Below are 21,448 nucleotides of genomic sequence, written 5' to 3' on the forward strand. Positions count from 1 at the left end.
ATGAAGTGTCGCAACTCCACTCTAGCCCGCCGACCCGATGGCCACCTCAAGCGCTGCCGTGGGTAGACCTTTTCCCACTAACGATCAGCAGCGAATTTCCACCACCTCCGTGGACGCTAACGACAGGGCCCGGCGGCTGGGCAGCCAGGGCCGTGATCCTCTCATGCAGAAAGGCCTCCAGCGCGCCGCCGCGCTTGGCGCGCACCGAACGGCTGTCGACCACCGCCTTCCATGCCCGCGCAGCGCCTTCCGGTTTTGAGCGCGCCAAGCGCAGGAGCACACGATGCCCCCGGGGCAAGGTGGCGTGCGCCGCTCACGCGATGAGCCGGCGGATGAGCCGACGCCGCAGTGTCCCGGCCCACCCCAAGGGTTGTTCGCCGGGTAGCCGAAAACCAACTTCCACACTGCGAGACGATTCACGCTCCCGGCATGTGGGCGAGGAGTTCCGCCTTGACGGTGGCGTGTTCCGGTCGGTCCGCCAGATTGGTCCACTCGTGCGGGTCCTGGGTGTGATCGTACAATTCCTCGCTTCCGTCACGGTAGCGGGTGTAGCGCCAGTTTCTCAGGCGCACGGAATGGTTGCCCTCAAGCCACGTCATCACCGACGGATGCTGCCATGCCGCCTTCGGGTCGGCCAGCAGCGGCGTCAGTGAATGCCCCTGCGCCTCCGGCGGAACCGCCACGCCGCAAAGGTCGCCCAGCGTGCGGTAGACGTCGAGGAGGTTGACGGGGTGGTCGCAGACGCGGTTGCCGGCGATGCCGGGGCCGGCTATGAAGAATGGCACGTGCGTCGCCTCCTCCCACAGCGTGAACTTCCGCCACTGCATCTTCTGACCGAGGTGCCAACCATTGTCGCTCCACAGCACGACCACGGTGTTGGAGGCGTGCGGCCCGTCCCTCAACGCGTCGAGCACAAGGCCGAGCGCATAATCCGAGAAGCTGATGCTGGCGAGGTACGCCCGCACCGCGTCGGGCCACAGGTCGTTCCCGGTGATCAGCTTGTGCAGGTCGGGCGAGGTGAAGGCGCGGCCGGCCGGCGGAATGTCGGCGAGGTCATCCGGCAGGATCTCGGGCAACCGCACGCGGTCGCGCGGGTAGAGGTCGAAGAAGCGCTGCGGCAGGTACCATGCCAGATGGGGCCGGTACAGGCCGACCGCCAGGAACAGCGGGTGATCCTGCGGCTGGCGCAGTTGGTCGGCAGCGAACCGCGCCAGGCGGATGTCGGGGTACTCCTCCTCGTCCGCCACCGGGACGCCCCAGTCGAACTGCCCCCCGGCCTTCAGATCGACCCCGGCGCCCGGCCGGTTTGGTGGCATGGGCTCGGGCGGGAAGGTGAGATACTCGTCCCAGGTGGCGGCCCCCGGCGTCAGGTCGAGCCACGGCGCCCGGTCGGCCGGCTTGGAGAACGGCGGATAGGCGAAGGCGCCATGAAACACCTTGCCGCCGCCGACCACGCGATAGCCGGCGTTGCGGAAGGCCTGCGGGATCGTCACCGCATCGGGCAGCTTGGCGCGCAGCGGTGGCTCGTTGTCGTAGATGCCCGATCTGGCGGAGGGGATCCCGGTCAGCACGGCGACGCGCGAGGCACCGCACACCGGCGCCGGGCAGTAGGCTTGGCGAAAGTTCACGCCCATGCCGGCCAGCCGGTTGAACGCGGGGGTGATGACGTTGGGGTGGCCGCCCAGCGGCTCGATCCAGTCGTTCAGGTCGTCCACGGCGATGAACAGCACGTTTGGCGGCGTCGCCGCCCCGCCCATCCGCGGCAGCATCGCGCCCAACGATGCCGCCGCCGCACCGGTCAACAGGCTGCGGCGGTTGATGGTCAAGCTTTCTCGGGTCGGCGAAACGTCAGACCACATGGCCGGTTCCTTGCGTGTCGGCAGCGGCAACGGTCAATGCCGCCAAGCGTTCGGCGAAAAGCGTGTCCAGCCAGTTTGGCGGCAGGTCGTCGTCGACCGCCGCGTATGATGCCGATGGCTGCGAGAACTTGGCAAGCTGCCGGTCGAAAGAATTGCCGGGGTGCCAGCAATGCAGCACCGTCTCGTTCAGCACGTGCCACCCCGTGAGCGTCGCCGCCGCGAGGCGGCGGTAGAACACGTCCTCGAAGTTGCGGGCCGGCGGGAAGCCGCCGATGCGCTCGTGCGCCGCCCTGCGGATCGCCAGCGGCTGACAGGACGCGTTCGAGATGATCGGGACCCAACTGGGGTCAACCGGGCGGGAAAAGCGCAGTCGGGCCGCAACGTAGTCGATCTCCGGCTTCTGCTCGAACGCCGCCCGGTACACATGAAGCGCGCTGGGCAGCATCACGTCGTCGGCGTCGAGAAAGCTGAGCAGTCCGCCCGCCGCTTTCTGCGCACCGACGTTGCGGGCGATCCCCGCGCCGCCGTTGCTTCCCGTGCGTGCCAGCACGACCGGGTGCTCGGCGACAAGCGCCTCGGCGACCGCGACCGTGTCGTCCGTCGAACCGTCGTCGGCCACCACCACCTCGTAGCCGACCCGCTCGTCTGGCCGGCTGGGATGGAGCGCCGCGACCGCGACGCTCTCGACGCATGCCCGCAACGTGTCGGCAGCGTTGAAGGCGGGAACGATGACGGAGATGTATGGCATGGACTTCTTCGCGAGGGTCGGCGCGTGCAAAGCCGGACGAGTACCGGGCTTGGGGAGTAATGCCGCTCCGGGGCGGCCGATGCAACAATGTTGGAACGCGCTCACCCCGCGGCGGCGAGTGCCGCGACGCGCCCTTCCAGAAACGCCTCAAGCGCGCGGACGGGGCTCGTGTCGTCGTGCAGGCGCGGCTGCGCCTCGCGGATGCGCGACGAGAGCCCGCGGCGCCATGCCACGTCGTGGGCGAGCCGTGCGGCGATGGCGACGAAGGCGTCCTCGCCGGCCGCGATGGTGTCGGTGACGCCCAGCGCTTGCAGGATCGCCGCGCTGTGCCGGCCACGCATCAGCGCGCCGGGCAGGGTGACCACCGGCAGGCCGGCGGCGACCGCCTCCATGGTGGTGTTGCCGCCGGACCAGCCGATGCTGTCCAGATAGATGTGCGCCCGGTGGTTCAACTGGGCGTACTGGCCGGGGCTGAGGTAGGGCAGGATGACCACATGCCGCGCCGCGTCCAGGCCGCGCGCGGCGAAGGCGGCATCCAGGCGGCGGCGCAGCCGCGCGGTGAGCCCGTCCGAGCGCGGGTTGATGAACAGGAACTGGCTGTCGGGCACCTCGGCGGCGATGCGGGCGAAGATGTCGTCATGCTGCGGCAGGTACTTGGACAGGTACTGGCAACACAGGTACACCGTCGCCTCCGGCCGCACCCCGCAGGCCACCAGATCGAGCGGCTCCGGCGCCACCGGCAGCTCGGCGTAGCGGATGCCCAGGTTGGGCATGTGCACCAGCTCCTCGCTGTAATGGGCCTCCGCCCCCGCCGGCTCCATCAGGTCGCTGGTGAGGAAGGCGTCGATGGTCGGCATGCCCGTGGTGTCCGGGTGCCCCCAGGACACGCACTGCAAGGGCGCATGGCGGAGCATCGCCAGACGTGCCGCCATCGAATCCATGCCGATTTCCGGGAAGATCACGGCGTGCAGGCGATCCTCGCGCAGGCGTCGGCACATGGCCTCGAAGTCGCCGGAATGCTCGGTGAAGCGGTCGAAGCCGCGCTTAGCCGCGGCGGTGCAGGCGTCGCGCACGCTGCCGGTGTAGTAGCCGTGCAGTTCGAAGCGGCTGCGGTCCAGCCCCTCCATCCAGCCGCGAATGAACAGCTTCCAGATCGTGTGCCAGCGGAAGAAACCCGACACGATGCCGATGCGCAGGGGCCGTCCCGGCTCGACCGGCGGCATGGGCGGGCGCGTCGCCCATTGCGGGTAGCGGGCGGCCATGACGCGGCAGGCCAAGCCTCCGTAGATCTCCTGGAGGTCGCGGTCCGGCATCTCCTGGTAGGCGAGGTAGTAGGGCTGAAAGCTGCCGAAGGAATCGGCCGCGGCGGCGATGGCGGCCGGCGTGTCCAGCCGGATGTCCTGTGCCAGCGCCAGCAGCTCCTGCCGGTAGGATGCGCGGGCGGCGGGCAACTCCTCGGTGCGGTCGTAGAGCACGGGGAGGTTCGCCATGCACAGCCCCAACCGTGCCACTGTGTTGCCGGGATCGAGCAGACTCGCCCGCCGGAAGGCGGGGACGGACCCGCCACGCTCGTCGCGGGCTTTGAGCAGGAGGCCAAGCGACAAATACGTGCGCGGATCCTCCGGCATGAGGGCGACCACCCGCTTCAGCCGGGCGATCGCCGCATCGGTCCGGCCGAAGGCCTGCTGCACCTCGGCCGCGGAGCGGTGGGCGTCGGCCAGCTCCGGCTTGGCGGCGGCGGCGCGGGCGAAGCCGTCTCCGGCCTTGTCCAGGCGGCCCAGGCGCTTCAGCACGGTGCCCAGGTTGTGCATCATTTCCGCATGGCTGGGCAGCAGCGCCACGGCACGCTGGAAGTGCTGCCGCGCTTCCTCCGTTCGCCCGCGCGTCAGCACGATGTTGCCGAGCAGCGTGTGCACCGCCGGGGAAGTCTCGAAACGCACACGGGCTGAGCGGACGAGCGCTTCCGCCTCGTCGAGCCGGTCGGCGCGGTAGAGGGCGCGCGCGCGCTCCAGCAGGCTCGTCAGGGCGTCGCGGTTCACGAAACTCATCTCCTGTCGGTGTGAGCTGTGCCGGTCACCAGAAGGTGTAGCGCATCGTGCAGTCGTGCCGTCACGGTCGCCCAGTCGCCCGGTGCCGGCTGGCGGAACAGGCGTACCGTCGGATACCAGGGACTGTCCTCGCGCTCAAGTAGCCAGCGCCAGTCGGCCAGGTGCGGCAGCAGGATCCAGGTCGGGCGGGCCAGCGCTCCCGCCAGATGCGCGACCGACGTGTCGACGGTGACGATAAGGTCGAGTGCCATGATGGCGCGCGCCGTGGCGGAGAAGTCATTCAACGCCCCGGATAGATCCGTCATCGCCTTGGCCGTGGGAGTGGTCGCCAAGTCCTTGGCATGCTCCCCCTTTTGCAGGCTGAAGAGGCGGACGCCGGGGATTTCGGCCAGTGGCAGCAGCAGGTCCAGCGGGCAGTTGCGCGCCGGGTTGGTGGGTGAGCTGCCCCACACGATACCCAAGTTCAGGGCGCCGGGGCCGGGCAACTCCATCGGGCTGGGAGAGGAGTGCAGGTACGGTACGTGGGACGGGATGCTGTCTGGTGTGGTGCCGAAAATACCGGGTAGGCTCATCAGCGAGACCTGCAGGTCGAAAGGTGGCAGCGGCTCCCCATGTCCTACGGCGCGGATGCGCGGGCCCAGCCCGGCCATCAGGGCGAGCGTGTCCGGCTGGCACTCGAAGACCACGTCGCCGCCGCGCTCGGCAACGGCCGGCAGATAGCGGGCGAACTGGATGGTGTCGCCAAGCCCCTGCTCGATAAAGACGAGCAGCGTCTTTCCGGCGAACGCCTCTCCAGTCCAGGGCGCTGCACCGCGGTCGGCCGGCGGCGCACCGGGGCGACGCCAGCGCCATTCGTACTCGGGCCAGCCCTGGGCGAAGCGGCCGGTGCGCAGGTAGGCCATCGCCAGATTCCAGTGCGCCTCCACATGGCCGGGGGCGAGGATCAGGCAATGCCGGTAGGCGGTGATGGCCTCGTCGAAGCGGTGCGCGTGCTGAAGAGCGTTGGCGTGGTTGAAGTGGATGTCGGCCACGGTGGGATCGGCCTCCACCGCGCTGCGCTGGATGCGCAACGCCACATCGATGTCACCCCGGGCACGGAGCGCCACGGCGAGGTTGCCGCGCAACGTCGCACTGTCCGGCTTCTGCCGCAGAGCGTGGCGGAACAGCATGGTGGCTGCCTGGTGATTGCCTTGCCGGTAGGCGAGCGCGCCCAAAAGCTGCGCGCTGGGCCAATGGGCCGGGTGCTGGTCAACGATCCCATTGCAGATCCGAGCGGCGTCGAAGCTGTTGCCTGAATCGTACAGGTGGCGGGCTTCGGCGAACAGCGCGTCCGCCTGTTCCAGCGTGATAGCCTCGGAGGTGGCGGATTGGGGGGCGGGCTTCATCGGGTCCGATGCGATTGCGGGGTGCATACTGTATCGCCCATCGAGGCGATGTATTAAAGCTATTGCTGGAAAAGCACCCGGGCGGCTGCTGGAAACGCTGTTCCCCACTGGCCCGTGATATCGCCGCCGGCCCCCCGCGGCGGGTGAATTGCAAGTTGTATCCTGCGCTTCCGCTTGTTAACGTCCGCCTACTCCGAAAGGATAGGTCTGCCGTCTTTTGCCGTCCGGTTACCTCTTCCGAACGGCCAGACGCAGCCCTGATCCGGTAGGGCCAGAAAAGAAGAGCATCTTTCGGGAGCGCAGGGCTGTGGCCACACCAACGACCAGCGAGCAGACCTCCAGCGTCAGCCTGTCATCGGTGACCTACATCAATGCCCTGGTGGAAGGGGATAAGTGGGGCGGCAGCCTCGGCACCGGCATAACCCTGACCTACAGCTTCCCCGGCAGCGGCAGCGTGTGGTCGACCGCATCCTCCGGCCTCGGCGGCTACGGATCGTCGAGCAGCGGCGGTGAGCCGTGGAGCGGGTCGTACGGAACGCTCAACGTGGCGCAGCAGAGCGCGTTCGTCATTGCGCTCCAGTCCTGGGCCGAGGTGGCGAACGTCAGCTTCGTGCAGGTGGCCGACAACAGCAGCGTGGTGGGGGACATCCGCGTCGCCTTCAGCGCCGCACAAAACAGCAACGCCTCCGCCCACGCCTATTATCCCTACAGCCCCGGCCCCATCGGCGGTGACGTCTGGCTGAACCCCTACGTTTACAGCAACCTGGACCCGCGGTCCGGCAACTTCGGCCAGTTCACGCTGGTGCACGAGTTGGGGCACGCGCTTGGCCTCAAGCATCCCTTCGAAGACGGCACAACGCTGCCGACGGCGATGGATAACAACCAGTACACCGTTATGGCGTATACCGACCCGCCGACGGCGACCATCTTTCCATCCGGGCCGATGCTCTACGACATCGCGGCGATCCAGTATTTGTACGGGGCGAACACCAGCACGCGCTCCGGCAACGACACCTATCAGTTCAGCAGCGCTTCGGAAGAGTACCGGTGCATCTGGGATGCCGGGGGCGTCGACACCTTCGATGCGTCGAATCAGCTACTTGCCGCCTCCATCAACCTGAACGCCGGGGCTTTCAGCTCCGTCGGCGTGAAGAACAACGGCGCGGCGGCGCAGAGCAACATTTCCATCGCCTACGGTGCCACCATCGAAAACGCCAAGGGCGGCTCCGGTTCGGACGCCATCGTCGGCAACGCCGAGGACAACACGCTGACCGGCAACAACGGCAACGACACGCTGACGGGCGGCAACGGGCGCGACCTGCTGTATGGAGGCAGCAACGAGGACGTTCTGCTTGGCAACCGCGGCGACGACACGCTGTACGGGGGCGCCGGCCTCGACGCGCTGTACGGCGGCCTCGACAACGACATGCTGGTCGGCGGCGACGACAACGACACGGCCTACGGCAACGACGGCACGGATCAGGTGTTCGGCAATCAGGGGGCGGACATTCTCCTTGGCAACGCCGGCAACGACACCATCTTCGGCGGAGCCGGCAACGACATGCTGTTCGGCGGGCGCGACGACGATACCCTGTACGGCGACGCCGGCAACGACACCTTGTACGGTGATCCGGGCAATGATCTGCTGTACGGCGGCGATGGAGCGGACACCTTCGTCTTCGGCGCCGCTGGCGGCACCGACACCGTGGCCGATTTCAACTACGCCGCGGGCGACCGTCTCCAACTGTCGCCCGGCACCGCGTTCACCATGACCGACGAGAGCGGCGGCGCCGTGCTCCACTTGTCGAGCGGCACCAACGTGGTCCTGAGCGGCTACACCGCGAGCCAGGTGGCGGGCGGCTGGATCGTGTATTCCTGAGCCGCCTCCGCACCCGCGCGGCCGGCCGGCTGCCGGCGTGGCAGCCGTTGGTGTGGCAGCCGTCGGTATGGCGGTGGGCCGCCCTGCCGCCTTTCTGACTTCGCATGGACGCGATGCCCTCCAGTCTTCTTTACATCGACCCCACGCTCCCGGTCGGCCTCCCGGCGTGCCGGGAGACCGTCTGGGTCTTCTCGGGATGGGCGCATCGGCCCGGCCATCGGCTGCGCGGTGCGGTGGTCACCATCGGAGCCGCCCGCTTCGCCGCCGTGCAGGTTGCCGGCCCCCGCCTGGACGCCGAGGCGGCGCAACGGGCAGAGGGGCTCCTGCCGGTCGAGTTGTGCTGCGGGTTCTGGGGGCTGGCGGTACTCCCCGCGGCCGGGGAGGGGGAGCGCCTGGTGCCGGTCCTGGTGCTGGAGTGGGACGATGGCCTGCGCGAGGAGACGGCGCTCGGCCCGGTTCCAATCGGACCGCTCCTGCCGGCCTATGCGGCGGATGGCGCCCTGGTGGCCGTGGTTATGGCGACCTACAACCCCGACCCGGCGCTGTTCCGCCAGCAGATCGACTCGTTGCGCGCGCAGACGCACGGTGCCTGGATCTGCCTTGTGCAAGACGATGGCTCGGCCCCCGCGCACTGGGAGATGATCCTCGCCACCACCGCCGGTGACACTCGTTTCCGCGTCGAGCGCAACCCTGCCAACCTGGGCTTCTACCGGAACTTCGAGCGCGCCCTGCTGCGGGTACCGGCCGAGGCCGCCTTCGTGGCGCTGGCGGACCAGGACGATTCCTGGCATGAGGGCAAGCTGGCGGCGCTGGTGGAATCCGTGCGCACCGGTGCGACCCTGGCCTTCTCGGCCATGCGGGTGATCGACGGGGCGGGCGGCGTCCTCATGGCCCGGACGGAGCCGACGACGCGGTACGACAGCGTCGATTCCCTGCTCATGGCCAACGCGGTCACCGGCTGCACCTGCCTGTTCCGGGCGTCGTTGCTGACGCTGGTCCTGCCGTTCCCGGCCGCCGGACGGCCAGCCTATCACGATCACTGGATCGCCACCTGCGGCGCCGCCGCCGGTCCGCTGGTGTATGTGCCGGAACCGCTCGTCGATTACGTCCAGCATGGGGCGAACGCCATCGGCTACCGCCGGATGGGGCTGCGCACCGGCACGCGGATCGTCGCCGCGCTGCTGCTGGCACCGCTCATCGCGCTGGCGGCGCTCCGGCAGCCATTGCGCCGCCGTGCGGCGGGGCCGCTGGGGCTGCTCGTCGGCACGGGCGAGGGGGAAGTGCGCTGCCGGGCGGCCTTCGCCGAGGTCTTGCGCCGCCGCGCCGCACCGGCGCCGGACATCGCCCTGGCCGCAGCGACCTTCGTGCCGCCGGGCCGGCGGGCGGCGTGGCGCCTGCTGTGCGCCATGCTCCGCCCAGCCCGGCGCGGCGCCACGTTCCGGCTGACGGCGGCGCGGCTGCTGGCCGGTGTGGTGACCGCGGCGGTGATGCGGCGCGTCGGCAACGCCGGTTCATGAAGCCCAGCCATTTCGCGGTGCGGCTTGCGGTTGCCGGCATGGCTTACTAATGTGCAGACTTCGAGCGACTGCGGCCGGCGTACCGCCGACCGCGGCATGGGAATGGAACTATGCGTATTCTCCTGTTGTCCAGATACAGCCAGATCGGATCCAGCAGTCGGCTGCGCCATTACCAATTCCTGCCTTTCCTCGCGGCGGAGGGAATCGACGTCGATATTGCGCCGCTGCTTCCCGACGATTACTTGTCGACGATCTACCGCAGCCGGCAGCGGCCGCTGGCGATCATCGCCGCCGCCTACCTGACCCGCATCCGCGCGTCGATGCGGGTGCGCGACTATGATCTGGTGTGGGTCGAGAAGGAGGTGCTGCCCTGGCTGCCCTATGGGCTCGAGGGGCTGCTGTTGCGCGGCGTGCCTTATGTCATCGACTTCGACGACGCGTGGTTCCACGTCTATGACCTGCACCGCAACCGTCTCGTCCGCGGTCTCCTCGGCAAGAAGCTGGACGCGCTGATGCACAACGCCGCCTTGGTGACGGTCGGCAACTCGTACCTGCTGTCGCGCGCGCTGCACGCCGACTCCCAGCGCATCCTGCTGCTGCCGACCGTGGTCGATGTGAGCCGCTACCCCGTGCCCGAGCCGCAGGAGGGCGGCGCCTTCACCATCGGCTGGATCGGTTCCCCGGTCACCTCGCGCTACCTCCAGTTGGTGGAGGAGCCGCTCGCGCGCGTTATGGCCGCGGGCGGGGACGACGTCCGGCTGACGCTGGTAGGGACGCGGCCGGATGATCCGCCGGCGCTGCCGGCGCTGCGCCTGGACTGGAGCGAGGACACCGAGGTCGCCAGCATCGCCACCTTCGACATCGGCATCATGCCGCTCGCCAACAGCCCGTGGGAGCGCGGGAAGTGCGGCTACAAGCTGATCCAGTACATGGCCTGCGGGCTGCCGGTGGTGGCCTCGCCGACCGGGGTCAACCGCGACATCGTCGAGCATGGCGTCAACGGCTTCCTGGCCGAGACCCCGGACGAGTGGTATCAGGCCATCGAGCGGCTGCGTACCGATCCGGCGTTGCGCCGCGCCTTGGGTGCCGCCGGCCGCGCCAAGGTGGAGCGGGAGTACAATCTGGCCAGCGTCGCGCCGCGCCTGATTGACGAACTGCACCGCGCCGTCGGCGGCCGGGCCGTCAGCGCGCCAGGGGCGCCGCCAGCCCCGTATACAGCTCTGCGTACTGATCGATGATCACCGGCAGCGCGTAGCGGCTCAAGATTCGCTCGCGCCCCTGTTGGCCGAGGGTGGCGCGCGTCTCCGCTCCGGTGTCGATGAGCCGCTGCCAGCCCAGCGACAGCGCCGTGGGGTCGCGCGACGGCACGGTGAGGCCGGTGTCGCCGATGATCGCGGCGGCGTCGCCGACGTCGGTGCTGACGCAGGGCGTCCCGCACGCCATGGCCTCGCCGAGGATGTTCGGGAACCCCTCGCCGAACGCCGAGGACAGCGTGACGATGTCGGCGCCGGCCAGCATGCGCGGCATGTCCGACCGCTCGCCCATCAGCCGCACCCGGTCCCCCAGGCCGCAGGCGGCGACGCGCCGGCTGATCTGCGGGTTGTCCTCGGACAGGCCGCGCCCGATGAGCAGGAAGCGGATGCGGTCGTCCTTGGCGGCGAGGTTGGCCGCCGCCGCCAGGAAGGTCATGTGGTCCTTCATGGGGTCGAAGCGGGCCGGCAGGGCGATGATCAGCTCGTCCCCGGTCATGCCCAGGTGCTGGCGCAGCCAGCCGCGCGCGTCCGGGTCCGGCCGGAAGCGCTCGGTGTCGAAGCCGTTGGGAATCAGGTTCCACGACCGCGGCTGGTAGCCGTATTTCTGATGCGTCGCCTGTCCAACGGCGGAATTGACCACCACCGTCGCGGGATAGCGCGACAGCTTCGCCAGCAGCCCCGGAATGCGCCGTGACAGCCGGCTGTAGTTGAGCATGTCCATATCGGAACAGCGGATGTTCCAGACGACCTTCGGCGTCGCCGTCAGCCGCCCGGCGATGGTCCCCATCAGGTCGGCGTGGTACAGCCACGTTTGCAGAATGTGCGGGCGGATCTTCTGCAGGATGTCGATCAGCCGCATCAGGCCGAGCGGGTCGGCGGTGCCGCGCCGCATCCCCAGCGACAGGGTGGGGATGCCGCTGGCGATCAGCTCCGCCCCCACCGTGTCGGCGCCCGTCATGGAGATGACGGTGTTGGAGAAGCGGCTCGGGTCCATGCGGCAGACCACACGGGCGAGCATGCGTTCCGCGCCGCCGGTCTGCAAACCGGTGATGAGGTGGGCGATCCTGATCATTGCGGCGTGTCCGCGTGCCGGGCCTGTCAGACTTCCTTGCGCGCCACTTTGAGCAGGTACTTGCCGTAGTCGTTCTTCATCAGCGGCTGGGCCAGACGCTCCAACGTCTCGGAGTCGATGAAGCCGGCGCGAAAGGCGATCTCCTCGATGCAGGCGACCTTGAGGCCCTGGCGCTGCTCGACCGTCTGCACGAACTGCGAGGCCGAGATCAGGCTGTCGTGCGTGCCGGTGTCCAGCCACGCGTAGCCGCGGCCCAGCCGCTGCACCTGCATCTGGCCTTCTTCCAGATAGCGCCGATTCACGTCGGTGATCTCCAGCTCGCCGCGGTGCGACGGCTTGACCGAGGCGGCGATGTCCACCACCCGGTTGTCGTAGAAGTACAGGCCGGTCACCGCGCAGTTGGAGCGCGGCTTCTCCGGCTTCTCCTCGATGCTGATGGCGCGGCCGTCCGCGTCGAACTCCACCACGCCGTAGCGCTCCGGGTCGCTCACCGGGTAGCCGAACACGACGGCGCCCTCGGTCAGCCCGGCGGCGCGCTTCAGCAGCGCATCCAGCCCGTGCCCGTAGAAGATGTTGTCGCCCAGGATCAGGCAGCAGCTGTCCGACCCGATGAACTCGCGGCCGATGAGGAACGCCTGCGCCAGCCCTTCGGGCTTCGGCTGCACGGCGTACTGGATGTTGAGGCCCCACTGCGAGCCGTCCTTCAGCAACTCCTGGAAGAGCGCCGAGTCCTGCGGGGTCGTGATCACCAGGATGTCCTGGATGCCGGCCATCACCAGGACGGACAGCGGGTAGTAGATCATCGGCTTGTCGTAGATGGGCAGCAGCTGCTTGCTGACGACGTGCGTGACCGGGTACAGGCGAGTGCCCGACCCGCCGGCCAGAATGATGCCCTTCATGATGTCTTCCGTGAGCTGAGAAGTTCCTGGACGGCGGACGCGAGCGACAGGCGCCAGTCGGCGGGACCGACACCGAATCGCGCGCGCAGGCGCGAGCAATCGAGTTCCGAGTTGGCCGGACGCTTGACCGGCGTCGGGTACTGGTCGGAGGTAATGGGGTGCAGCACCGGCGGCGGCGCGCCGGTCACCGTCTGGCGGGCGGCGAAGATGGCCTCGGCGAAACCGTGCCAGGTCGTCCGCGGGGTGCCGGCGAAGTGGTAGGTGCCCCACACCGCGTCTTCTCCCGAGGCGATGCGCCGGGCGAGGGCGATCGTGGCCGCGGCGATGTCGGACGCCGCGGTGGGGCAGCCGATCTGGTCGGCGACGACGTTCAGCTCGGTGCGCTCGGCGCCCAGGCGCAGCATGGTCTTGAGGAAGTTCCGGCCGTGCGCGCTGAACACCCAAGAGGTGCGCAGGACGACGTGCCGCCCCAGATGACGGCGGATGGCGCTCTCGCCGGCCTCCTTGCTGGCGCCGTAGACGCTCAAGGGGCAGACCGGGTCGTCCTCGGTGTAGGCGCCGGTCTTGCTGCCGTCGAAGACGTAGTCGGTGGAGTAGTGGATGAGCGGCCGGCCCACCTCGGCGCACGCCTCGGCGATCCAGCCGGGGCCGTCGCGGTTGGCGGCGAAGGCCGCCTCGGCCTCCGATTCGGCCTGATCCACCGCCGTGTAGGCACCGGCGTTGACCACCACGTCGCAGTCGGTGTCGAACACCGCGCGGCGCAACGCCGCGCGGTCACCCAGGTCGGCCTCGGCACGGCTGCGGCCGATGACGGCGAGGTCATCGCCGGCCGCGCGCAGCAACTCGGTGCCCACCTGTCCGGTGCTGCCGAATACGAGCAGTTTCATCGCCATGCCTTCAGGCGGTCGCTTCGCGGACGTGCTGTGCGGTCGGCGTGAGCCCGAGCCGGTTGCCGGAGTAGGTGGTGTCGAAGATGGCCTGCCACCACGCGCGGTTCTCGACGTACCAGAGCACCGTCTTGCGCAGGCCGGTCGCGAAGGTCTCCTGCGGGGTCCAGCCCAGCTCGCGCTGGATCTTCGAGGCGTCGATGGCATAGCGCTGGTCGTGGCCCGGACGGTCGGTCACATAGGTGATCAGCTCGCGGCGCGGGCCGGTCTTGCCGGACATGATCTCGTCGACGATGTCGCAGATCGCGTGCACGACCTCGATGTTCCGCACCTCGTTGTGGCCGCCGATGTTGTAGGTCTCGCCCAGGCGGCCCTTGGTCAGCACCGTCCACAAGGCGCGGGCATGGTCGTCGACGAACAGCCAGTCGCGGATGTTGTCGCCTCGGCCATAGACGGGCAGCGGCTTGCCCTGCATGGCGTTGGTGATCATCAGCGGGATCAGCTTCTCGGGAAACTGGAACAGCCCGTAGTTGTTCGAGCAGTTGCTGGTGACCGTCGGCAGCCCGAAGGTGTGGTGCCAGGCGCGGACCAGATGGTCCGACGACGCCTTGGACGCGGAGTAGGGGGAGTTCGGCTGGTAGGCGGACTCCTCGGTGAACAGGCCGGCTTCGCCCAGCGAGCCGAACACCTCGTCGGTGGACACGTGGTGGAAGCGGAAGCCCTCGCGGGCGGCGCCCTCCAGGCTCTGCCAGTACGCCAGCGCGTTCTGCAGCAGCGTCGCCGTGCCGACGATGTTGGTCTGGATAAAGTCCGACGGGCGGTCGATGGAGCGGTCGACGTGGCTCTCGGCGGCCAGATGCATCACCGCGTCCGGGCGGTGCTCGGCGAAGACCCGGCGCACCTCGGCGTTGTCGCAGATGTCGACATGCTCGAACGCGTAGCGCGGGTTGCTCTCGACGGCGGCCAGGGCTCCGGGAACGGCAGCGTACGTCAGCTTGTCGACGTTCACCACCGACGCTTGGGTTTCCGACATCAGATAGCGGATCACCGCCGATCCGATGAAGCCGCATCCGCCAGTGATCAGGACTTTCACGATGCCTCGACGATCCAAGTTACGACAAACAGCAGGGTATCGGGCGGGACTTATAGCATCATCCTCGCCGATTTGCCTGTCCCATTTGCAGGGCATCAGCCCGGATAGGTGAACCAGTGCGGCAGCTGCTCCAGCGTCGGGTGCTTGAGGTCCTTGCCGGACAGCACCGCCTCGTCCTGCGACACCGGCCAGTCGATGCCGAGCGCCGGGTCGTTCCACAGCAAGCCGTGGTCGTGCTTGGGGGAGTAATAGCTGCTGACCTTGTAGACCACCTCGGTGTCCGGCTCCAGGGTGCAGAGGCCGTGGGCGAATCCGATCGGCACCAGGATCTGGTTCCACTCCGTGGCGCTGATCACCGCCGAGGCCCAGCGCCCGTAGGTGGGCGAGCCGCGCCGGATGTCCACCGCGACGTCCAGGATCGAACCGCGCACGACGCGCACCAGCTTGTGCTGGGCGAATTCGCCGGTCTGGAAATGCAGGCCGCGAACGGTGCCCTTGTCCGCCGAGAACGAGTGGTTGTCCTGCACGAAGTCGACGTCGAGCCCCAAGTCCTGGAACACGCTCTTGCGGAACGTCTCCGAAAAGAAACCCCGGTGGTCGCCGTGCTTTTTCGGGCGGAGGACAAGCACTTCGGGGATCGCAAGACGTTCGATTTGCATGGTTCGCTGCCGCTGGCCGTGGTGGGTTACGTCGGCATGTGTTCGCAAATGTACGGCGAAAGATCAACCATCCGAATGTCGTGGCCCGAATGTGGTGAGCCGAACGTGAGGCCTGCCGGAAGCCGGCCGATCCGCGATACGGGCGAGGGCTTCCGTTGCCGGGCGTGATCGGCTATGCCATCGCCGATGTCCCTGTTCCCGCTCATCAAGCCAATCGGCGCGTCCTGCAACCTGCGTTGCGGGTACTGCTTTTACCTGGACACGGAGCGGCGCGTCGAGCCACGCCACGGCGGCCGGATGACCTCTGCGGTGCTGGAGCGTCTGGTCCAGGCGGTGATCGACGGCCAGCCCGAGGGCGACATCACCTTCTCCTGGCAGGGCGGCGAACCGACCCTGCTCGGCCTCGATTTCTTCGTCGAGGCCATGGCGGTGCAGGACCGTCTCCGCCCGCCGGGCCGGCGCATCGTCAACACCATGATGACCAACGGCACGCTGCTGGACGCAGCCTGGGCGCGCTTCCTGAAGGAGCGCGACGTTCTGGTCGGGCTGAGCATCGACGGGGCGCCGGCGCACCACGACGCCTATCGGCGCGACTCGCGCGGTCGGGGGAGCGCGGCGCAGGTTCAGCGCGGGCTGGACCTGCTTCTGCAACACGGGGTCGAGTTCAACACGCTGACCGTCGTGCACCGGCATAACTGGCGGAACGGTCGTGACGTCTACCGCTTCCTGCGCCGGCAGGGCGTGCGCCACATGCAGTTCATCCCGCTGGTCGAGCGTCGCGGCCGGGACGGAGCGCTTGCCGCGCCGGGGACCTCCGGTATCGTGGCGATGGCGCCGGAAAGCGTGCCGGCCCACGGCTTCGGAATCTTCCTGCGCGATGTGTTCGACGAATGGCTGCGCCGCGACGTGGGCAAGGTGTTCGTCCGCGAGTTCGAGGTGCATCTGGGCTTGTGGATGGGAATGCCGGCCAGCCTGTGCATCTTCGCTCCGACCTGCGGCTGCAACCCGGCGGTGGAGAGCAACGGCGACGTCTACGCCTGCGACCACTACGTCTATCCCGAGCACCGGCTCGGCAACATCGCCGACGACGATCTGACGGCGCTGGTGGACCGGGAGGAGCAGATCCGCTTCGGCGAGGCCAAGCGCGCCACGCTGCCGGCGGACTGCCGGGCATGCCCGCTGCTGTTCGCCTGCAACGGTGGTTGTCCCAAGCACCGCTTCGCAGGCGCCGCGCCGGGGCCGGGGGAGACGGGGCAGGAGCGGAACTATCTCTGCCCGTCCTACCGCGGCTTCCTGTCTCACGCCGCACCGGCGTTTCAGACGCTGACGGCGCTGTTGCGGGCGGGGCGTCCGGCGTCCGACGTTATGGGGCTGATGCGGTAATTACACGAGCGGACGGAACTTCTCGAGGAAGTGCTGGCTGACCCGGCTTTTGACGAAGGACAGGCAACCGTTGGGTTCCAGTTCGGAAAACTGGTCCTGCATGGCGGATCGTGGAATGTCCTGCTCCGCCATCTCCAAGGCTTCCTGCAAGGCCGCGAGGATCTCGTCTTTCTGAGGAGGGCGCGCGGCGTGGCGATCCACCGGGAAGCGCCATGGGGCGCTATCGCTCTCCCAATACTTTGGCGCGGCCAGGAAGCAATAAATCTGCTCTGCGAACGTCAGAATCCGCTCTCTCTTTCTGTCGAACAGGAGCGCCGGCACGATGACGGCCTTGCTTGAGTAAGGGGTATCCGACGTCAGCGCCCCACGTTGCGGCGGCCGCGGCCTCGCGCGAGACTGCGAAACACTGAGAACCTGTTCGTGGACGTCATGCGCTGGCGGTCTGGGTGTCGAGCCGCTTCAAGCGTCTGGCGAGGATCGAGATGAAGGCGATTTCGACGAAAGCGACGAAGTGCTCCTTTGTCCGCTCGACGACGGTGTTCAGTCGCCGGTAGCGGCTGATCCAGTTGAAGGAGCGTTCCACGACCCACGCGATCTCGGTGGGGATGAACACGCCGTCGCGGCCGCGGGCAATCGGCTTGATGGTGATCCCGAGCGCGTTACCGGCGTTGGCGAGGCGTTCGCCACGGTAGCCGAGGTCGCTGATCGCCGACCCCTGGAAGCCGCCGCCGGCGAGTTGGCGCAGCACGGGGAGGATGGGGGAGGATGCCCTTGGTGTCGTGCTCGTTGGCTGGCGAGGCGTCGACCGCCAGCGCGAGGCCATACTTGTCCACGCCGAGGTGGATCTTGATGCCGTGGATCTTCTTGCCGCCGTCGACGCTGCGGGCGAAGCAACTCGGAGCCGAGGGACAGGTGCGGCTGTCGATCACGACCGTGCTCGGGTCTGGCGCATCCCCGCAGGCCAGCCGCCACGTCCGGCGCAACCGGTCGAGCAAACGGCGCCACAGCCCGACCCGGGTCCAGCGGGCGAACAGCGTATACAACGTGCCGAACGGGATGCCCGAGAGTTGGCCGATGGCGCGCCACTGCATGCCGCAAAAGCACACGCACCAGATGCCCATGATTGCCTTGCGCAGGGCCACTCCGGTGAGCAGTGCCTTGGGTCCGGGGCGGGTCGGACGCGTGCTGTCGGCCGCCATCGCCGTCAACTCGGCCAGCACCTCATCGACGAAGGCATCGACATCCGAGACCGCGTTTCAGGACGCTGGCATGGTGCTTTCGGGATGAACAGCGGTGCCCATAGAATACTGATCCATACGGTCGTGATGATCGCAGCAGACCTATCAGACCGCAACTTCGGCGCAATGCCCCTGTTCAGCTTAAAGTAGCATCCCGTCCAGCACAGGCCAGGACGCGCCTGCTACGAACAAATTCTCAGCGAGCCGGACAAGCTAACCTACTATCTGACCTTCGCGCCGGACGGCACGCCACTGGTCACACTGGTGACGGTTGCGGGCACGCGCTGGACCGTGGAAACCTGTTTCGAAGCCGCCAAGGGCGAGGTCGGGCTCGATCAGTACGAGGTGCGCACCTGGACCGCATGGCACCGTCACATCACGCTGGCCTTGGCCTTTCTCACCGTCGTGCGAGCGGCGGCCATCGGGGGGCGAGGACCGCGTCGACCTGACGGCCGAGTTGCTGCCCCTCACCGTACCGGAAATCCGTAGCCTGCTTGCCTTCTTGATCGGCCTGCCCCCGCCCGACCCCTCCGCCGTTATCGCCTGGTCCGTCTGGCGACGACGCCACCAGCAACGCGCACGCCAATGCCACTGGAAGCGCCGTACCCAAACAGATAGATCCCCACTGTAGTTTTAGGGTCTGTTATACCGGCGAGCGGAAACACTGACTCACTGAGGGGATTCCCAAGGCTGGCGATCCGTGATTCGATTCTCCGTCCACGACGGGGAGGAGCGAATGCCAGCGGCGTTGCCGATCCGGGAAGACCTGAGCGCCAGTGAGTTGCGCGCCCTGGCGCGGCGCGAGAGCAAAGGGCGGGTTGCGGCGCGGATGTTCGCCATCGCCCATGCCCTGGACGGGGTGAGCCGGGCGGAGGCGGCGCGGCTGGCCGGCATGGACCGCCAAGCCCTGCGCGATGCGGTGGTGCGCTACAACGCCGAAGGCGTGGCTTTTATGATCGTCCGCTGCCCGGCCGGCCGGAATGGCTGAGCGAGGGCGAGCAGGCGGCGCTCACGGCCATGATCCTCGCCGGTCCCGATCCGAAGCGGCACGGCTGCGTCGAGTGGACCCTGCCGGTCCTGTGCGAGGTGATCGCCGAGCGCTTCGGCAAGACGCTGCACCCGGCCAGCCTGTCGCGCATCGTGCGGCGGCTGAACCTGTCGAAGCAGAAGACGCGGCCCCGCCACCCGCAGTCCGACGCCAAGGCCCAGGCCGCCTTCCAAAAAAGAAGCTATGGGGCGGGCGACGAGGGTGGAGCACCATCGTTGCGCCAACAATGATGGAGATGCCCCATGGTCAAGCCGTACGACCTGTCCAAGCCGCTCGTCGCCCTGGACCACGATAGCACGCTGGTGGCGGTCATCGAGATGAGCGGCGCGTCCTGGTTGGTGGCCGCCCTCCTCCCCGGCGTCGCCCGCCGGCCGTTACAGAAGCTGCCCGTCGACGAGATCCGCCTGTTGGCGCAATTGGAGCGTTGGCGGGACGAGGCTGCCGCGAGCGGCAAGCCGGTGAGTCGGATCGTGGTCGGGTTCGAGGCGGGGCGCGATGGCCTGTGGCTGGCACGCTGGCTGACGGCGCGCGGCATCGAGGCGTACCCGATCCACCCGAGCAGTGTCGCGGTCTCGCGTGAGGCCCGGCGGGCCAAGACTGACCGGCTGGACACCGCGATGCTGCTGCGCGGCCTGCTCGGCTGGTTGCGCGGCGAGCCGGATCACTGCCGCATCGTCGCCGTCCCCACGGCGGCCGAGGAGGATGCGCGGCGTCCCGGCCGTGAGCGCGACCATTTGGTCGGTGAGCGGACCCGGGTGATCAATCGGCTCAAGGCGAACCTGGTGCGCCTGGGCATTCGCGGCTTCAACCCCAAGCTTCGCAAGGCGGCGGCTCGGCTGGCCGAGCTGAGGACGCCGGAGGGCGAGCCCATTCCGGCGCACGCCCGCGCGGAGATGGAGCGCGATCTCGAACGGCTCGATCTGCTTCGACGTCAGATCACAGCCATCGAACAGGCTCGCGAAGAGGCCGTGCAGCGCGCCCCGGAAGGAGCGAACGCCATGGTCCTGCTGCTCGCCAGGGTCCGCGGCGTAGGGATCGAAACCGCCGACATGCTGGTGCATGAGGTTCTGACCCGCGGGCTGCGCGACCGGCGTGCGGTGGCGCGTCTGGCCGGGCTCACCGGGACGCCGGATGAGAGCGGGGGCAAGCGGCGGCAGAAAGGTATTGGCAAGGCGGGCGTCGCCCGGGTGCGCCGAGGCATGATCCAGCTCGCGTGGCGGCTGCTTCAGTTTCAACGGGACAGCGCATTGGTGCGTTGGTACGACGCGCGGACCGCTGGCGCCCGCGGCGTCGGACGGAAGACCTTCCTTGTGGCCCTAGCGCGCAAGCTGCTGATCGCGCTCACGCGCTACGCCACGCTGGGCGAGTTGCCGGAAGGGTTCGTGTTGAACCCAGCCTGACAGCGTTCGTCCCAAGACAAGGTCCGGCCGGCGTCCTGTCGGCGGCCGGTACTCCGAGGTGGATGGTGCGCCGTTAGCCCCCTTTGGGCCGCAATCCGAAAAAAAGAATGGACCCACCCGCTTCGGAGCCTCGCAAGCGATGCGCATGATGCATCATGGTCCCGGTTCACGACGAGCCGACCGAATACAAGGTTGCGTGGCTTCCCGGCTTCGGCTGGCGGCCACCGTACGCGAGAGCTCCGCCTCGGACACACCGACCCGCCAGGGACAGTTGGAGGACGAAAACCGTTGACTTCGAAAGCCCCATACAAGGGGCTGCGCGAAGCGCTGAAGGCCGCCGCCGCGGCGCACCCTGGACGCCGCCTCCAGCTCTGGTTCCAGGATGAAGCGCGCATCGGTCAGAAGGGCCGCACCGCGCATCGCTGGTGGGTGCGCGGGCAGCGTCCGCTCGGGCTGTGCGACAAGCGCTTCACCTCGGCCTATCTCTACGCTGCGGTCTGCCCAGCCAGCGGCGCCGACTTCGCACTGGTGATGCCGAGCGTCTCGACGGCCGCCATGAGCCTGTTCCTGGACGGCTTCTCCCGGAACCTGGAGCCGGACGTCCAAGCCGTGCTGGTGCTCGACCAAGCGGGATGGCACGGCTCCCGGGCGCTGGCCGTGCCGAACAACGTCACGCTGGTGCCATTGCCGCCTTACAGTCCCGAACTGAACCCCGTGGAGCGCGTCTGGCTATACCTGCGGGAGCGCTTTCTCTCCCACCGGATCCTGGACGACTACGACGCCGTCGTCCAAGCCTGCTGTGATGCCTGGAACGCCCTCACCGCAACGCCGGACCGCCTCCGCTCCCTCACCAGCTATCCGTGGCTCCCATGTGTCAATGCTTAGGCTCGGCGGTATGAGTCAGTGTTTCCGCTCGCCGGTATGAATCGGACTTTCTGTTCCGCTGCTACTTGGAGCCCAGGAACGGGCGTTGCTGCGGCCTCTGCCCAGCGATCCCTACGTCGTGGGACAATGGGACCTTGGCCGGACCGTCGGCGCCGATTACCACGTGATCGCCGACGGCCATTACTACTCCGTGCC

Annotated in this window: 21 protein-coding genes and 1 pseudogene; 10 read left to right on the forward strand and 12 right to left on the reverse strand. The window is 68.2% G+C overall.

The genetic code is table 11. From position 1 onward, the window contains the following. Positions 1 to 416 precede the first annotated feature (416 nt). The 4 genes from ACSVDD_RS29215 to ACSVDD_RS29230 form a co-directional block, all read right to left on the reverse strand. The gene (locus ACSVDD_RS29215; RefSeq protein ID WP_448192939.1) at positions 417 to 1,859 is read right to left on the reverse strand and encodes a sulfatase; all 1,443 of its coding nucleotides are present in this window, start codon (positions 1,857 to 1,859) and stop codon (positions 417 to 419) included. Continuing rightward, entirely contained in the window at positions 1,849 to 2,607 is a 759-nt protein-coding gene (locus ACSVDD_RS29220) for a glycosyltransferase family 2 protein (RefSeq protein ID WP_448192940.1), read from the reverse strand. The genes ACSVDD_RS29215 and ACSVDD_RS29220 overlap by 11 nt, the downstream gene beginning before the upstream one ends. A gap of 101 nt (positions 2,608 to 2,708) precedes the next feature. Further along, positions 2,709 to 4,646: an O-linked N-acetylglucosamine transferase, SPINDLY family protein gene (locus ACSVDD_RS29225; protein ID WP_448192941.1), complete on the reverse strand. Its 1,938-nt coding sequence runs from the start codon at positions 4,644 to 4,646 to the stop codon at positions 2,709 to 2,711. Positions 4,647 to 4,651: 5 nt separating this feature from the next. After that, a complete protein-coding gene (locus tag ACSVDD_RS29230) occupies positions 4,652 to 6,040 on the reverse strand; it encodes a tetratricopeptide repeat protein (protein ID WP_448192942.1) in 1,389 nt (462 codons plus the stop codon). 307 nt (positions 6,041 to 6,347) lie between these two features. Here ACSVDD_RS29230 and ACSVDD_RS29235 point away from each other — a divergent pair, with 307 nt between their 5' ends. From ACSVDD_RS29235 to ACSVDD_RS29245, 3 genes are all read left to right on the forward strand, one after another. After that, positions 6,348 to 7,919, forward strand: coding sequence for a M10 family metallopeptidase C-terminal domain-containing protein (locus ACSVDD_RS29235; protein ID WP_448192943.1), 1,572 nt, complete (start codon positions 6,348 to 6,350; stop codon positions 7,917 to 7,919). 113 nt (positions 7,920 to 8,032) lie between these two features. Beyond that, positions 8,033 to 9,436, forward strand: a complete 1,404-nt coding sequence (locus ACSVDD_RS29240) for a glycosyltransferase (RefSeq protein ID WP_448192944.1) — start codon at positions 8,033 to 8,035, stop codon at positions 9,434 to 9,436. A gap of 110 nt (positions 9,437 to 9,546) precedes the next feature. Then, positions 9,547 to 10,674: a glycosyltransferase family 4 protein gene (locus tag ACSVDD_RS29245; protein WP_448192945.1), complete on the forward strand. Its 1,128-nt coding sequence runs from the start codon at positions 9,547 to 9,549 to the stop codon at positions 10,672 to 10,674. Here ACSVDD_RS29245 and ACSVDD_RS29250 read toward each other — a convergent pair. The 5 genes from ACSVDD_RS29250 to rfbC all read right to left on the reverse strand — a co-directional run bounded on the left by ACSVDD_RS29250 (position 10,619) and on the right by rfbC (position 15,299). After that, positions 10,619 to 11,761 carry a glycosyltransferase family 4 protein gene (locus tag ACSVDD_RS29250; protein WP_448192946.1) on the reverse strand — a complete coding sequence of 381 codons (1,143 nt, stop codon included), beginning with the start codon at positions 11,759 to 11,761 and terminating at the stop codon, positions 10,619 to 10,621. The genes ACSVDD_RS29245 and ACSVDD_RS29250 overlap by 56 nt on opposite strands. A gap of 26 nt (positions 11,762 to 11,787) precedes the next feature. Next, a complete protein-coding gene (rfbA, locus tag ACSVDD_RS29255; protein ID WP_448192947.1) occupies positions 11,788 to 12,660 on the reverse strand; it encodes a glucose-1-phosphate thymidylyltransferase RfbA in 873 nt (290 codons plus the stop codon). Beyond that, a complete protein-coding gene (rfbD, locus tag ACSVDD_RS29260; protein WP_448192948.1) occupies positions 12,657 to 13,547 on the reverse strand; it encodes a dTDP-4-dehydrorhamnose reductase in 891 nt (296 codons plus the stop codon). The genes rfbA and rfbD overlap by 4 nt, the downstream gene beginning before the upstream one ends. A gap of 10 nt (positions 13,548 to 13,557) precedes the next feature. Continuing rightward, on the reverse strand, positions 13,558 to 14,640 hold the full coding sequence (gene rfbB, locus ACSVDD_RS29265; RefSeq protein WP_448192949.1) for a dTDP-glucose 4,6-dehydratase: 1,083 nt from the start codon (positions 14,638 to 14,640) through the stop codon (positions 13,558 to 13,560). Positions 14,641 to 14,735: 95 nt separating this feature from the next. Next, positions 14,736 to 15,299 (reverse strand): dTDP-4-dehydrorhamnose 3,5-epimerase, encoded by a 564-nt coding sequence (gene rfbC / locus ACSVDD_RS29270; protein ID WP_448192950.1) that lies wholly within the window; start codon positions 15,297 to 15,299, stop codon positions 14,736 to 14,738. A gap of 174 nt (positions 15,300 to 15,473) precedes the next feature. Here rfbC and ACSVDD_RS29275 point away from each other — a divergent pair, with 174 nt between their 5' ends. Beyond that, complete coding sequence (locus ACSVDD_RS29275) at positions 15,474 to 16,682, forward strand: anaerobic sulfatase maturase (protein ID WP_448192951.1); 1,209 nt, start codon at positions 15,474 to 15,476, stop codon at positions 16,680 to 16,682. On the opposite strand, the gene ACSVDD_RS29280 is transcribed toward ACSVDD_RS29275, so the two are convergent. The 3 genes from ACSVDD_RS29280 to ACSVDD_RS29290 all read right to left on the reverse strand — a co-directional run bounded on the left by ACSVDD_RS29280 (position 16,683) and on the right by ACSVDD_RS29290 (position 17,611). After that, positions 16,683 to 17,003 (reverse strand): hypothetical protein, encoded by a 321-nt coding sequence (locus tag ACSVDD_RS29280; protein ID WP_448192952.1) that lies wholly within the window; start codon positions 17,001 to 17,003, stop codon positions 16,683 to 16,685. A 106-nt stretch (positions 17,004 to 17,109) separates the two neighbouring features. Beyond that, positions 17,110 to 17,430: a transposase gene (locus ACSVDD_RS29285; RefSeq protein ID WP_448192953.1), complete on the reverse strand. Its 321-nt coding sequence runs from the start codon at positions 17,428 to 17,430 to the stop codon at positions 17,110 to 17,112. After that, positions 17,342 to 17,611, reverse strand: coding sequence for a transposase (locus ACSVDD_RS29290; RefSeq protein WP_448192958.1), 270 nt, complete (start codon positions 17,609 to 17,611; stop codon positions 17,342 to 17,344). Before ACSVDD_RS29290 ends, ACSVDD_RS29285 begins: the two co-directional genes overlap by 89 nt. On the opposite strand from ACSVDD_RS29290, the gene ACSVDD_RS29295 reads away from it, so the two are divergent. The 6 genes and pseudogenes from ACSVDD_RS29295 to ACSVDD_RS29320 all read left to right on the forward strand — a co-directional run bounded on the left by ACSVDD_RS29295 (position 17,532) and on the right by ACSVDD_RS29320 (position 21,253). Continuing rightward, positions 17,532 to 17,969: a hypothetical protein gene (locus tag ACSVDD_RS29295; protein WP_448192959.1), complete on the forward strand. Its 438-nt coding sequence runs from the start codon at positions 17,532 to 17,534 to the stop codon at positions 17,967 to 17,969. The genes ACSVDD_RS29290 and ACSVDD_RS29295 overlap by 80 nt on opposite strands. 146 nt (positions 17,970 to 18,115) lie before the next feature. Continuing rightward, a pseudogene (locus tag ACSVDD_RS29300) lies at positions 18,116 to 18,538 on the forward strand (IS701 family transposase); the annotation flags it as partial. Between the two features lie 118 nt (positions 18,539 to 18,656). After that, positions 18,657 to 18,908: a helix-turn-helix domain-containing protein gene (locus ACSVDD_RS29305; RefSeq protein WP_448192954.1), complete on the forward strand. Its 252-nt coding sequence runs from the start codon at positions 18,657 to 18,659 to the stop codon at positions 18,906 to 18,908. Between the two features lie 29 nt (positions 18,909 to 18,937). Beyond that, the gene (locus ACSVDD_RS29310) at positions 18,938 to 19,198 is read left to right on the forward strand and encodes a helix-turn-helix domain-containing protein (RefSeq protein ID WP_448192955.1); all 261 of its coding nucleotides are present in this window, start codon (positions 18,938 to 18,940) and stop codon (positions 19,196 to 19,198) included. Positions 19,199 to 19,210: 12 nt separating this feature from the next. Beyond that, complete coding sequence (locus tag ACSVDD_RS29315; protein WP_448192956.1) at positions 19,211 to 20,368, forward strand: IS110 family RNA-guided transposase; 1,158 nt, start codon at positions 19,211 to 19,213, stop codon at positions 20,366 to 20,368. Positions 20,369 to 20,656: 288 nt separating this feature from the next. Next, positions 20,657 to 21,253: an IS630 family transposase gene (locus ACSVDD_RS29320; protein WP_448192957.1), complete on the forward strand. Its 597-nt coding sequence runs from the start codon at positions 20,657 to 20,659 to the stop codon at positions 21,251 to 21,253. Positions 21,254 to 21,448: the final 195 nt, after the last annotated feature.

Source organism: Azospirillum terrae (assembly GCF_053470425.1).